The following is a 13,945-nucleotide window of genomic DNA, read 5'->3' on the forward strand; positions in this document are numbered from 1 at the left end:
GCAGGAAGTCAAACCAAACACTAACTGGGGATTATGATGGCGTCAGTAAGCGTGACTAATGTCCGCAAGAGCTATGGTCATGTCGAAGTTCTGCATGGTGTGGGTATAGAGATTGAGGACGGAGAGTTCGTCATCCTCGTCGGACCTTCCGGCTGTGGGAAATCGACCTTGTTGCGCATGATCGCCGGATTGGAGGACATCAGCGGCGGGGATATCGCGATCGGCGGAAAGGTAGTCAACGAGGTCGCTCCGAAACACCGCGACATAGCCATGGTATTTCAGTCCTATGCTCTCTATCCGCATATGACCGTTGAAGCGAATATGGGATTCTCGCTGCGACTGGCCAAGGCGCCGAAGAACGAGATCCAACAGCGCGTGCGCGACGCTGCACGGATTCTTGGCTTGGAAAATCTGCTCGATCGCTATCCCCGCAACTTGTCTGGCGGTCAGAGGCAGCGTGTGGCGATGGGCAGGGCGATTGTGCGTCAGCCGCAGGTCTTCCTCTTCGATGAACCCCTGTCCAATCTGGACGCCAAGCTGCGTGTCCAGATGCGGTCTGAAATCAAGCAACTGCATCAACGCCTTCGTACCACGACGGTCTATGTCACGCATGACCAAGTCGAGGCGATGACAATGGCCGACAGGATCGTGGTCATGCGAGACGGCTATGTCGAACAGATCGGCTCGCCGCTGGATCTTTATGACCGACCGGACAATCTTTTTGTCGCCAGCTTCATCGGTTCGCCCGGTATGAATCTCATTCGCGGACATATCAGCACTGACGGCCCGGTCGAGTTCATCGCTGCGGATGGTGGCCGCATGCCTCTCCCAGGAAAGGTTGACCTCGAACGGGGGGCAGAGGTGGTTTACGGGCTACGACCCGAACACGTTACGATCGGTGAAGGCGGTGTCGATGCCGAAGTCATCCTCATCGAGCCGACCGGCGCCGAAACGCAGATCGTCTGCCGTATCGGCGCTGAGAATGTTGTTGTGGCGTTGCGGGATCGAATAGCAGTCTCCGCTGGCGATACGTTGTCCCTGATACCCGACCTGGGCAAATTGCATCTTTTCGACGGAATAACGGGCAGACGGCTTTGATTGAAAACGACGTCCGATAGGTGGCGCGAATCAAGTCCACGGCGTGGGTGCGGGGGGCGAGGTTGTCGTTCGCTGAAAGCTGACCCGCAGGCGCGTTCTGGCATCTCGAGAGTGTGCCCCAAAGCTCGGCGGGGATCGAGGCCGGCAGTTCGTCGCACTATTGAGTTCGCGCGTTCATCGCACGGTCATGATGTGCGGCTGCTACCGGCCAGGAAACCCACTGACGCACGGCTATGCCTGCGGATGCCGGAGGCGCAGCTACGGAGCCGTAGGAACAGATGCTCAAAAAACGACCGCCGGGAAGATGCCTCTCTGCCTGGAAGGTTTGTTGCGCGATAACAGAGAGCCTGCCGAGAAAATCCGAAACCTGATAGCGCAAGTAACGGTGATCCCGCAAAGTGACGGCTTCAAGCTCGAATTGCGGGGGAGATTGGCGCTTCTGGTGCAAGCCCCAAAAGTCCACCCCAACATGCGTGTCGCCGTGTCGGGGGGGCGATGGTGGCGGGAGACCGCTACCATCGTCACCCCCGACCGGCAGAGCCAGTGTTTGCGCTCGAATTGGAGCGCACCCCGATGAAATAACTATTCTGAATAAACTACACTGGGCGAAGAGGGGGCCTTAGACCTCTCGCCTATACGGTCCTATCGGGTTGGCTGCAGAGCGTTGATTTCTGCGGAGGTAATCCAGCAACCGGGTACCGACCGAAAGCGGCCAGATGGCTTTGGCAGGTCGCCGCCTCCCAGGGCATCCGCAAAGTCTCGGGACAGGCGGGGCACTATCCTCCCGAGTGTCGAGCGCCGCTGAAAAACGGATCTAATGAGAAGAACATGGTGGGTCGCCGCCGCGGGCAAATTTTACGTCCCGTTCTCTAGATGTGCAAAGCATATCGTACGGATATGCAGTCGCGATTGAGCAGAAAGACAATACTATTTTACCAGGAGCTAACCTTTTGTGGATTTTTCGGGCGGCAAACATTGTGGTTATGCATCGCCATCCCGTCGGAACGTGAAATCTTTAACAGACTGCGGCGCCGCAAGCTGCGTTCCTGCGATAAGCCGAATGAGCGCAGTGGAGGATTTGCCATGCTGCAATATCGCATGCTTAACGCCACCCTGATCCCTGCAATGTCAGAGACGTTGCGGGGCCTTACCATATGCGTGGCGGGATACCGGAGTGTGCCGGATTTGCTCGCCAAGCAAACACAAGTGATCTATAATTTTGATTGCAAGAGCTGGTTCTCCTGGCAGGGGCGTTCCATGTTTGAAGTCGTTGCGTTCTGGCGCGAAGCGAGGCCCACGTCCCAATCGCTTGGCATGATCGCCCTCGTGCTTCTTGGCTTGCTGATATTCGGATCGCAGACGGCGAGCGCTGAGCCAAACTGGACGCTCGATCCGTCGGCTTCCGTGCTTACCTACCAGTCGGTCAAGAAGAACACGATCGTCGAAACCAACAAGATCAGGAACATCTCTGGAACGCTGAGTTCGGCTGGTGACGCCAAGATCAGCTTCGACCTCAATTCGGTCGATACCGGCGTCGATCTTCGCAATGTCCGCATGCGCTTCTTATTCTTCGAGACATTCACATACCCGACGGCGGAAGTGACGGCGAAGGTCAATCCTGCCGCATTCGCTGATCTTGCAACCAGGCGCAGGGTGAAGACTGCCTTGCCGTTCCGCCTCAGTCTGCATGGCGTTGAAAGGGAATTGGAGGCGAGCGTCATTGTCACCATGATCAATGACACTCAGGTCTCCGTCGCGTCAGAAGCGCCGGTTGCCGTCCGTGTCGAAGATTTTGGTTTGCTGCCGAACATTGAAAAGCTGCAAGAGGCGGCCAATGTGACCAATATCGTGCCTACCGCGTCGGTTTCTTTCGATTTCGTCTTTGCCGTGGATGGCAGCAAGCCGGCCATGATCCAGACTGTCTCGGCGGCCGCGGTTGGTCCGATCTCCACAGATGCCTCCAAAGCCAATTTCAGCGATCAGGAATGTCAGAACAGATTTACCGTGCTTTCGCGCACCGGCGCGATCTATTTTCGCCCTGCGAGCGCTAGGCTCGATGCCAAAAGCCGCCCACTGCTGACAGAGGTCGAAGGTGTCGTCGGCAAATGCCCGACCCTTAAGGTGGAAGTGTCCGGCTACACGGATTCCGATGGTTCGTCGGAAGCAAACAAACTGCTGTCGGAGCGGCGGGCGCAAGCGGTCATGGACGCGTTGGTGGTCGATGGCGTGCCGCGCGATCAGATCAGTGCTGCGGGCTACGGCGAGGAACGGCCTGTTGCCGCCAATGATACGCCCAAGAACAAGGCGCTCAACCGGCGGATCGAGTTCTCCACCAGCAAGCTCGCCAACTGAGGTTGTCGTGGGCTCCGGTGTGATCACCCTTTACCGTACCATGTTTGGTGTCGCTGGATTGATGGTGATCGCCCTGCTTCTGAGCATGACCATCGCCAATGCCGAGCGTCGCGTCGCGCTGGTGCTCGGCAATTCGCAGTATCAGCATGCGGCAGCGCTTCCAAACCCGGTACGCGATGCCAAGGCCATGGCTGAGCGGTTGCAGACCCTCGGCTTCGAGGTCGTTTCCGGCTTCGATCTCACAAAGCAGCAGACTCAGTCCACAGTCGCCCAGTTTGCCAAGCAGGTGCGTGGGGCCGATATCGCGCTTTTCTTTTACGCCGGCCACGGTTTACAGGTGTCAGGCAAGAATTATCTGCTTCCGATCGACGCCGCGCTTGAGGATGAAACTTCACTGGACTTCGAGGCTGTGGCGGTCGATTTTGTCCTGCGCCAGATGTCGCGCGAAACCAGCATAAGGCTGGTATTCCTAGATGCCTGCCGGGACAATCCGCTTGCGCAGGTTCTGACAAAGACCGCCGGTGTCAAAGGTGCAAGCAGCGGCCTTGCCGAGATTCCGATCGAGAATGGAGGCGCCGGCACGCTGGTCACCTTCGCGGCCAGTCCAAACCAACTGACCTATGATGGATCCGGCGATCACTCGCCATTCACCAAGGCGTTGCTGCAACATATCGGAGAAACCAACATCTCCATCACCGAAGCCGTCAACAGGGTAACCAGCGACGTCTTCAAAGCGACCAACGGCAAGCAGCGACCCTGGATCAATGTTTCGTTGACCACTGAGGTCGTGCTGCACAAAGTCGACCTCAACGCGCCGCTGATTGTCGGGGAGGCCAGCACGCCGCAAGAGGAAGCCAATTCCGGGACGCGTAATACGGGCGTGTCGACCGGCCAGAATAGCGATCAGCTTGCTCTCGATGTCCTGCGTCAGAAAATCCCGAAACTGGCAACAGACGAACCGATCTTCTTCGAGCGCCCGATCAAATTCGGTGACCCGGCAATCGACGGCAAGAGCATTGCGCAGTTGATCAAGAGCGAACCGCTCTTCAGCCCGGTCGAGGGGCTCGACAAGTCGGTGTGGCAGGGCAAGCATTGCGACAACTGCCATCAATGGAACGAAGCGCGGCTTTGCGAGCAGGCGAAGAACTTCGTCACGAACGACGTCTCTGTCCTGCGCCTCCAGCACCCGCTTGGGACGCGCTTCAAAGTGGCGTTGGCCCGATGGGCGCAAAGCGGCTGCCAATAATGTTGGAACTAGGCTGAAGGTACTCGGCTCGACCAATCGGAAAACCGGGAGGCATCGGCCGATTGCGCTTCCATCTCCACGATGTGAATGCCCATTTCGACCAAGGCCGAAAGCACGGCAAAACGATCTACCAATGAGACGCTCGCCAGCCCCGTCAGAATTCCGGCGTTGATGGCATGGGCGGCGGGAAATCCGGTCGACGCCATATTGAAGGCTGGGTCTCGCCATGCCGCTGCAAGAGCAATCCAGGCAGCCGGGGTCACCGGCGAAACATCGACAACGTCACTCAAGGCCGCCCGGTACCGCGGGTTGTCGGGCTCTGCAACCCAGTCGTGAACAATCGCCAGCAATTGGACATCCCCATCGGTAAGGAGTTCCGCGAGGTTGCGCAGACACTCATGGCCCCACCAAACTGCTGCCCGCTCGGGCAAGAGATAGGCACAAAACGTAATCGCTTCTTCGGGAATGCGTCCCACGAGCAAGGCGCGGCAAAACTCGAGCGGGGGGCGTTCGGCAGCGGGCGACTTCATGTCCCTGGCGATGGCGGGGCAAGCGAGGAAAAGATCCCGTGCAGATCTGTATCCAAGTTCATTGGCCATGGCTAACACACCCCTCAAGCAGGAGCAGCATAACACTCAAGCCTGCAGCTAAGCGCTGGTCAAGTTTCAGCTATAGCAGACTGTGGTCATCGGCTGCGTGAGCTTGCTCACAGACAATTGCTCTCGGATTTGGTATGTTTTGCGCCAGCGAAATCCGCTCAGGCAGGAGAGACGGTTATGCGGTGGGGCAGCTTAGCCTCGGTATTAGCGGCCTTGCTTTTTTCGACGCATGTTTCCGCTGATCCGCTTCGAAAATCGGAAGACATCATCAAGTTTTTCACCGGGCAAGGCAGCCTTGGTGTCTCACGTGGAATCTGCGTTGGGACCGAGGAGGAATGCAAGGGTAAGGGTCAAAAGACCGGTATGACGCCGCCAAAGGCCGGCCTTGATATGATGATCAATTTTGCCCTGGATTCGGCTCAGCTCGACCAGACTGCGCGCAGTGAACTCGACGAGTTCGCTAAGGCGCTGGGCGACGGCCGACTGAGCACGTTCAGCTTCGTCGTCGAAGGGCATACCGATGCGACCGGCACGGATCGCTATAACCAGGATCTTTCGCAGCGGAGGGCCCAGTCGGTGGCAGCTTTCCTGACAGCGAATGGCGTTGAGCCGGCGCGTCTGCAAGCGATCGGCTTGGGCAAGTCACATCCGCGTGTCGCCAATCCCTACGATCCGGTCAATCGCCGCGTGGAAATGCGGATCAGGACCGAGTAGAACGGCCTGCGCCCCGCTGACCGATCACGGCGAAGGTGGTGCTTTACAGCAAAGCGGGGAGCTGCTGATCGTCAAAGATCAGTCTTTCAGCGCGCCACCCACAATTACACCGGTACCGAAGATCAGAGCTTTGGATAGGAAATCACTGTTGTCTCTTGGAGGCGGTGCGTCGCGGACCTCGATATCGCTGTTGCGTCTCCTTTGGGCAACTTGCTGCTTCTTGCGCGGCTTTTGCTGTGCAACTGGTTTGAGTGTGCGAGTCTTCTGCACGACCTGCCTCTTGGGTGGTGCCGCACGGGCCTGATCGGCTGTGTTCCTGGCGCGTATCCTATCCAATATCGGGTCGGTCTGGATTGCCAGGAATGTCAGTTGCTCGCGCGTCAGATAGGTGGTCCGCGGCAGACCGTTCTTTCCCTGCCAGACGCCGATTGCCTGGCGAGTCTTCGGGCCGAAGTTACCGTCGGCGAGGCCGAGCTCGTTGCCCAACGCTTCCATGCGCAATTGCAGATCAATGCGGCCGTTGCGGTCCAGCCCGATCGCGCTCTCAGTCTCCTCAGTGCCGAGTGTCTGCTTCATCTCGTCGGTGATACCGATGGTGGTGCGCACGGCTGAACCCGGATTGCTGTTTGCTCCGTTGGCGTCCAGCGAAGCCATCTGCTTGTCGCCGGCCTTCGGGTCCTTCAATTGATCGATGTTGAGCTTCGCGACCGTCGCGAAGCGGCCATTCGGAAACTGTTCGAGATAAGCTTCGTAGAACGGGACGGCATTCTTCTTCGATGCCTCATCCCAAAGGCGCTGCTCGATTTCCCAGGATAGCGGCGCGCCGACGGCTGGAGTGGCGGCCGTCGTCTTGGCTGGGGCTATCACGGGCTCGGTTGTTTGTGCGGCCGCCTGCGCGATAGGCTTGCCCAGGAATACCTCGCGTCCCAGCGAAGCATTGTGCCACGGCCGCTGCCGGCCTTGTGTCGTTTCCGTAACTTCACCGCGGACGCGTGTCAGTGCGCTCTGAATTTCGACGCCGGGTTGGGTCAGGTGTTTGGCGAGCGCCAGCGAATAGGGACTGTCGACACCGTTGCCATCGAAAGCGATGGCACCGGGATCCGTGGCATAAGCGATCAGCACGCCGCCGGTGCCGACACCGTCGGCCTTTGCATCGACCGGAGCAAGGCCAGCGCCCAGCGAGCGGCTTTTCGGCAATGCTGCGGCCAGCGTACGTGCCAACGGGTTGTCGCGGCAGGCGTCAAGGATGATGATGCCAACCGCGGGATCGGACGGCAACGCCGCCATGAATTCGTCAATCTGAACGGTACGGGTCTTGAGATAGGCGGGAGACGTCAGCTCTGCATCGACGGGGATGAGATAATTCTTGCCGTCGACCTGCATACCATGACCGGCGTAGAAAATAACGGCAAGGTCCGCGTTGTAGGATTCCTCGGTGAATTTGCCGATCAGGCTGTGCATGCCGGCATTGTCCTGGTCGACACCTTCGATGACCTCGAAGCCGGCATTGCGCAGTGTGGACGCAATGAGGCGGGCATCGTTCGCCGGATTGGGCAATGCAACGGCATTGACATATTTGCTGTTGCCGATGACCAGCGCGACACGCTTGGCATCGGGTGCGGCAGCCTGGACGCCAAAGGTGGCCAGGGCGACGAGAATGAATACAGTCAACAGGACGGCGAACGCTTTCATGGATCAGCCCTCCACCCGTAGGGGCGCGTAATTGATGTCTGTGCATGCTCAATTGCGTGAGCGACAAAGTCGCTTCTGCCAAAAATGGCTCTGGGCGTATGTGATCCCGGTCACACTCTCGGCTCGCGGGCGCCTAATAAAACCTCTGCAAAGAGGTCTTCAGTATACCATTCAGCGACCCGAAAACCAATCGACTTGGCGAGCGTGTTGATCTCGCAACGCGGGATTTGGCTAACCTCGTTCAAGCGGGTTTTGGATCGAGCCAAGCAACGCTGTTATTGCCTGCTTGTATTTTTCAAACTCCGGCGATGTTTGACGAATTTGCGTTGTCGTCGGCTGGCTCCTACCGGCTGCCACACGTGTTACCTTCTGTCCCATCTTGCGCTCAGCCCAGTCGATGACGTAGCCGGCTGTCTTGCCGGTGAGAAACGGATTGGCCTGGATTACAGCCGATCCGAGTACCGCGCTCAACTGGGACGCCCCCGGCGCCGCCAATACTTGATGCGCCCCTTCCATGCCAAGAAAGTGACAGAGGTAGAGCCGTCCAGCGGTGATCTGGTGCCCGCGCCCGCGCAGATAGGCCTCGCCTTCGCGTGCCAGGTTGCGCACCATCTCACGCGAGAGCGTGGCATCGTAGCGAAGCGCGAGCAGGTCAGCGGTCGACAGCGTTCTGGCCAGATCAGGGCGATAGGTGTTCATCATCCGGATCCAGGTCCTTGTGATGAACTGGCCAGCGCCGGTTGCAGACGAATTCGGGTTCTTGGCGCGTGCGCTGCCGCCGCTCTCTACATGGACGATCCGGTCGGTCAGCGTCTCCACAGCAACATCGGATGAACTGCCGAAATTGCTGGTGGCAACCGTGGTAACCGTCCCAAGAGAATTGATCGCCTCGCCGTTCTGATAAAGCTCGAAGTGAAGATGCGGGCCCGTCGAAAGCCCGGTGGTTCCTACATAGCCGATGACGTCGCCGGCCTTCACCTTTGTGCCGATGCCGCTTGCGATAGCGAATTTCTGCATGTGGGCATAACGCGTCTCGCGCCCGTTGGCATGGGCGATCTTCACCAGATTGCCATAGCCGCCACCGTCGCCCTGGAAGGTGATTTCGCCGTCGAATGCCGCGACGATCGGTGTGCCGACCGGAGCGGCCCAGTCGGTCCCCTTATGGATTCGAACCGTACCGAGGATCGGATGCTTGCGTGGGCCGAAGGTCGAGGTCATCACGCCGCTCACGGGCGTGACCATGCCGTTGACCACGGTCAGGGAATGAACTTCGTCGTTGCCCGTGACGCATGCATATTGGCCGTCGCTCTGTTGGAATACGAAACAGTCCAGGTTCTTCTCGGCACCTGAGACACCGACATAAAGAACCCTTCCGGAATGCTCGTCCTGGCCGCGCGGCGTCTGCGAGTAGATCAGCATCAGGCGCTGGTCCTCGCTGGCAAAGGCATCCAGATCCTGCCCGCGCGACAGATACATGATCGCCTCGCCGATAACGCTTGTCGGAACCTTGTTGCGCGCGGCCGTCGAGTAGATCGCGTCGAGCAGACGATATTGCCGCTTGGGGCCGCCTTGATCGGAGGGGCCGGAATAGTTGAAGAGGTCGTCGCTGACCCACGGGTCGACGCCCGATACGAAAGCGCCCGCCGTGCTGCGTGTCAACGTGCCGACATAGACATTCCTGGCGTAGACAGAAACCTGCATGAGCGACATTGTCGTCTTTTCACGGTTCGGCCGGAATCCGCGTAGCGCGACGACAAAGCCGGGCTCAAGTCCGTCGCGGTTGAAGAGAGTCTTCAGCGCCTCGCCTGCCAGTTTCGCGTCATCCGCGGAGAAATGCGCGTCGAGCGCCACGCTATCGAGGCTGCGGGCGTTGAATATCCTAACGAACGTGTCCTCGGTTGCCTCGAAGCGCTGATATTCGCTGGTGACTGTCGCAACCGTGGTGGTGTTGGCGATAGCGGTTTTCTTGAACGCCGGCAGGGCTGCCTCGCCCTGGTCGATGGTCTCCCCCCAGCCGGCTTCAGGATCGTCCACATCGCCCCCGGGGCCTTGAGCCGAAGCTGCGCCATCGTCTGCTGCAGGTTGGAGGTCGTTTTCCAGGTCGCCTTGCTGATCGGCAGGCCCGGGTGGCGCCGGCGGATCCGGGTGTTGATCGGTGGCAGCCGGTGCCGAAGTCCTTGGAGCCGCTTGTCGCTGCGCCTGGAAGAATGCGAAGTCCTCCTGTGTCGACGGGATCGTGGTCATGAATCTTTCGCCGACGCTCAGCATCACGTCGGAAAGAATCTCGATCTGCGGAGATACTCCGTAACTGTCGAGCTCGGCCGGGCGCGGGATCTCGCGGCCTTTCGTTGCCGTGTCGGCATCTGGTGCGAGCGTGATCCACATCGGATCACCGGCGAGGTCGATGATCGCTGGCACATAAACCCGCGCATCGGGTGGCATGTCTTCCATGCCTTCGACGGGATGCAACTCCTCATCTTCGTCACCGAACGACCAATAGTCCTTGGTGAGATAAAAGCCGGTGGCGATTGAGACGAGGGCGAGCGCCGCAAGGCCGCCGAAGATGCTCCGCCAAAGTCTGCGCCGGCGCTCGTTCAGGCGTGCCTGCTTCTTCCGCCTGAAGCTCGTGTCGATCCTGTGCGTCACGGGCTGTTTCCGGTCAGGAAATACGTCCAGCGCGCCTGCTCGAGCGTATCGACTTCGACAAAATGTGCTGGGATATGGCCGCGCTGCCAGCACTCTTCGATGCCGCGTATCGAGAAGCGGTGGCGGTCGATGCACATTTCGACCGATCCGTTGAGGATCGCGTGGCCGAAGACATCCGTCGCATAGAGATAGATGTAACGGTTGACCAATTCCTCGCGGATGACGTTTACGCACTGATTGGCGCCGATGGTCCACCAGCCATCGGTCTGGTCGGCGTTGTCGACCTTCTGTCCCACAGCGAGATTGACGACGTCCAGCGTCTGGTTGCACACCGTGAATTCTGCGCGGGCGCGGTTGATCGACAGGACCGACAGCAGCATTGCGCCGACCAGCGTGGCGACCGCAATGCGGCCGGAGACCTCAGGCCATATTCGAAACCAGCCACGCCGCTTGCGTGATGGTGGCTGGGACAAACGAGGGCAGCGGCGGTCCATCGGCATCCATATCTATCCGCCAAGTCGAAAATATTTGGCGGTCGCGGAAAATTGCGAACCGTCAGCTTCGATCTCCCTGAGAATCCTGGGCAACAACTCCGAGGCCGGCGTCGGTCTCGCAAACATTGCAGCCTGGATGTCCCGCGGCCCGGTGATCACGAGTATGATCTGCGGCACCGCCTTGCCGGCCGCTTTGTCAGTGGTGCCAAGACCGATCGGGATACTGAACGCGGCCTTGTCGGTTTGTGCGACCATGCGGTCGTCGAGGTTGAACGCAATCCCCTTGTGGTCGATCAGCATCACGTTCGAGACAAGCCCGCCACCCGTAACCAGCGTGCCGCTTATCGCCGAGCCATCCGGCACCGATATGCTGTCGAGGGTGAGTTGCGGCCGTTCGGCGCTATTGCGATCGAAATACCGCAGGAAGCCGGTCAACTCGCATTGTGGCTGGGTGATGAGCCGAACGCCAATCTCCGGCTCAAGATGGAACCTCGACCGGAAATCACCGAGCATCCGCTCGAACGGCTGCACAGCCGTTCCGAAGCCTTCAATGGCTGGCGCACCATTGGTCGCCGATGTCAGCGACGCGTAGAAACAGTCTCCGCCGCTGAAGTCGCGCACCCAAGAAGCGGGCTGTACGACTACGTCGCTCCCCTTGGTCGACGGCCTCTCTGGCTTGGGCAGATTGACCGCGACGTCGTCGTTTCCCTGTGGCTTGTTGGCCGGCGGGGGTGGAGGGGGCGTTTCCCGCTGCACCGGTTCCTGGCTTTCGGCGGAGGCCGGCTCATTCGCCTTCGGCGATTTGGGGAGTTTGTCGTCGACGTTCGATATGTTGGGCTCGGTTGCCTTCGGCTTGGTATCCGGAGTCGGCTTGTTGTCGGTTTCTGCCTGGCTCGTCTCGGGCGCATTGGCCGCGGGTGACCCGGTGGCTGGCTGATCCGAATTCCCCGTCGGAGGTTGCGCAGGCTGTGTTTCGACTGGCTGCGAGCCTTGTGTCCGGTTGTTGCTGGCGATCTTCTCTGGCCGAGACGCAGGGGGCGCTTCAGCGGTTGGGTTCGGACCGGATGGGTCTGCCTTTTCCGGCAGGGGCGACAGGACACCGCTGAAATAAAGACCTGCAGTGGCTAAGAGGATCAGTGCCACTGCGCCGCCGGCAATCAATGGCCTCCGTGAAGGGGGTAGTGGTGGGGCCGAGGTCGGCGGGCTGGACGAAGCCGTTGCTGGTGCGGGTTGCGACAGATGCGCTGGCCGCACGTGCTGAACGAAGTGCTGTTCGCCAGGAGGCGGAGGCTGCTGAGTGTCGGGCGGCGTCGTCCCCCCGGAGCGCTGCAACCCCGAGCGTTCGCGCGCAGTGAATGATGGCGGCGTTGTCGCGTCGAGGTCGTCGTCCCGTGTCATCCTGGCGATTTCTGCCATGCTGGCCGGCCGGTCGCGTGGATCCGGTTGCAGCATCGCTTCCAGGAGGTCGCGGAAATCGGGGTCGATATCCGACAAGTCGGGCACGGTCCGGCGCTTTTCGATGACCTCGAATTGCGAGCCGCTCATATCCAGCGACTTCCCACGCAGCGCTGCGGCCAGCACCAGCCCAAGGCTGTAGATATCGGATTGCTCGCTGACTTCGCCGCCATAGAGCCCAAGCTGCTCCGGCGAAACATAATTGTATTTTCCGGCGAACTTCCCGCCGATCAGTGTCTCTCCTCCGACGGTAGCGGAACGCGCTATGCCGAAATCGATGATCTTGGCGCGCTCGACCCGACCGCCTGGCAAGATGATGTTGTCGGGTGACAGGTCACGATGAATGGCGCCAGCCTGATGCACTGCGCTCAGCCCCGACGCGAGGCGATGGCAAAGCCGGCGAACGTCTGGCAAAGGCATGGCGCCGAGCCGGATGATGTCGAACAACGACGGGCCATCCACGAACTCCATCGCGAGATAAGGCCGGCCAATCCCTGGATCGATGGTGAAGACGTGGTAGCGGACGACGGCGTCATGCGACAGATGATTGAGGATCGACGCTTCCTTGCGGAACAGGGACAGTATGGTCTGATCGCGGGCGAATTCGGGCAGCACGATCTTGATCGCGACGTGATCGCCGGTCTGGATGTTGTGGCCGCGATAGACCTCGCCCATGCCACCGGATGCGATCCTCTCGTCGAGCTCATAGATGGTGCTGAGTTGCGTACCCACACCCGCATAGGCGACGTTCGCCGATAGCCGTGTCTTGTCGTCGTCGCTCATCTTGCGAGCCCCTCCGCTCCGGAGCGATCCGAATTCAACTTCCCGTTGCGCTCGTCGCCCATCTTCACAAGCACAATGGTCACATTGTCGGTTCCGCCACGTGCCAGCACCGTCTCCAGCAGGCTCCGGCAGGCCACCTGCAGTTCCGCAGATTTGACTGCCGCCTCGATCTCGGCGTCGCTGACATGCGCGGTCAGCCCGTCGGTGTTCAGAACAAAAACATCGCCTGGCATCAACACGCCCTGCTGGAAATCGATCTTGAGCTGATCGCTGACGCCGACCGCATGCGTGATCACGTTGCGGCGAGGCCATGTGAGGGCTTCTTCCGCGCTGATCACGCCACGGTCGAGCAGCTCCTGAACCTCCGAATGATCCTTCGAGACCTGGGTGATCAAACCGTTGCGAACCAGATAGATGCGGCTGTCGCCGGCCCACAGGCAGGCGAAGCGGCCGTCCATAGCGAGCAGGGCTGCAAAGGTGGAGCCTATCGTGATGCCGCGAGAGCGCGAGATGTTGCGGATCTCGGTATTGGCGCGGTTGAGCCGGTCCTCGAAGCGAGCACGAAGATCTGGCGCCGAGCTCGGAATGCCGATCGTTGCCAGATGGTCGACGATGCTGGCGGAGGCGAGTTCTCCAGCCTCATGCCCGCCCATGCCGTCGGCTACCACCCAAAGGCCGGTCTGCGGTTCGACGAGGTAATTGTCCTCGTTGTGATCGCGCACACAGCCCTTGTGACTCACCCCGAAGCTCTCGACGGGAAGGGCGACAGTGCTCAAATTGCCACCAAACGCTTCGCGAGCGTCCTCTGTGACGAACGATGGGCCGCGTACACATGCCATTTTGCCACAAGCGCGTACTTTAGAGTA

General features: G+C 59.7%; 10 protein-coding genes. 4 read left to right on the plus strand and 6 right to left on the minus strand.

Annotated elements, in window-relative coordinates; genetic code table 11:
- Window positions 1-36: 36 nt before the first annotated feature.
- The 3 genes from ugpC (at window position 37) to AO692_RS24700 (ending at window position 4,696) form a co-directional block, all read left to right on the plus strand.
- On the plus strand, window positions 37-1,098 hold the full coding sequence (ugpC, locus tag AO692_RS24685) for a sn-glycerol-3-phosphate ABC transporter ATP-binding protein UgpC (protein ID WP_054312778.1): 1,062 nt from the start codon (window positions 37-39) through the stop codon (window positions 1,096-1,098).
- Window positions 1,099-2,007: 909 nt separating this feature from the next.
- Complete coding sequence (locus tag AO692_RS24695; RefSeq protein WP_244483478.1) at window positions 2,008-3,450, plus strand: OmpA family protein; 1,443 nt, start codon at window positions 2,008-2,010, stop codon at window positions 3,448-3,450.
- A gap of 7 nt (window positions 3,451-3,457) precedes the next feature.
- Window positions 3,458-4,696 (plus strand): caspase domain-containing protein, encoded by a 1,239-nt coding sequence (locus tag AO692_RS24700; protein WP_244483479.1) that lies wholly within the window; start codon window positions 3,458-3,460, stop codon window positions 4,694-4,696.
- Between the two features lie 8 nt (window positions 4,697-4,704).
- On the opposite strand, the gene AO692_RS24705 is transcribed toward AO692_RS24700, so the two are convergent.
- A complete protein-coding gene (locus tag AO692_RS24705; protein WP_244483480.1) occupies window positions 4,705-5,295 on the minus strand; it encodes a hypothetical protein in 591 nt (196 codons plus the stop codon).
- Between the two features lie 177 nt (window positions 5,296-5,472).
- Between AO692_RS24705 and AO692_RS24710 the strand changes: the two genes are divergently transcribed.
- Window positions 5,473-6,009: an OmpA family protein gene (locus tag AO692_RS24710; RefSeq protein WP_200911778.1), complete on the plus strand. Its 537-nt coding sequence runs from the start codon at window positions 5,473-5,475 to the stop codon at window positions 6,007-6,009.
- 78 nt (window positions 6,010-6,087) lie between these two features.
- Here the strand turns inward: AO692_RS24710 and AO692_RS24715 are convergent, their stop codons facing one another.
- From AO692_RS24715 to AO692_RS24735, 5 genes are all read right to left on the minus strand, one after another.
- Window positions 6,088-7,701: a caspase family protein gene (locus AO692_RS24715; RefSeq protein ID WP_054312721.1), complete on the minus strand. Its 1,614-nt coding sequence runs from the start codon at window positions 7,699-7,701 to the stop codon at window positions 6,088-6,090.
- A 231-nt stretch (window positions 7,702-7,932) separates the two neighbouring features.
- A complete protein-coding gene (locus AO692_RS24720; protein ID WP_054312722.1) occupies window positions 7,933-10,347 on the minus strand; it encodes a M23 family metallopeptidase in 2,415 nt (804 codons plus the stop codon).
- Window positions 10,344-10,847 (minus strand): DUF1036 domain-containing protein, encoded by a 504-nt coding sequence (locus AO692_RS24725; protein WP_244483481.1) that lies wholly within the window; start codon window positions 10,845-10,847, stop codon window positions 10,344-10,346. Before AO692_RS24725 ends, AO692_RS24720 begins: the two co-directional genes overlap by 4 nt.
- 6 nt (window positions 10,848-10,853) lie before the next feature.
- The gene (locus tag AO692_RS24730) at window positions 10,854-13,079 is read right to left on the minus strand and encodes a serine/threonine-protein kinase (RefSeq protein ID WP_054312723.1); all 2,226 of its coding nucleotides are present in this window, start codon (window positions 13,077-13,079) and stop codon (window positions 10,854-10,856) included.
- Entirely contained in the window at window positions 13,076-13,855 is a 780-nt protein-coding gene (locus AO692_RS24735) for a protein phosphatase 2C domain-containing protein (RefSeq protein ID WP_054312783.1), read from the minus strand. The genes AO692_RS24730 and AO692_RS24735 overlap by 4 nt, the downstream gene beginning before the upstream one ends.
- Window positions 13,856-13,945: the final 90 nt, after the last annotated feature.

Source organism: Mesorhizobium sp. 1M-11 (assembly GCF_001303895.1).
In the GTDB taxonomy this organism is placed as follows: domain Bacteria; phylum Pseudomonadota; class Alphaproteobacteria; order Rhizobiales; family Rhizobiaceae; genus Mesorhizobium.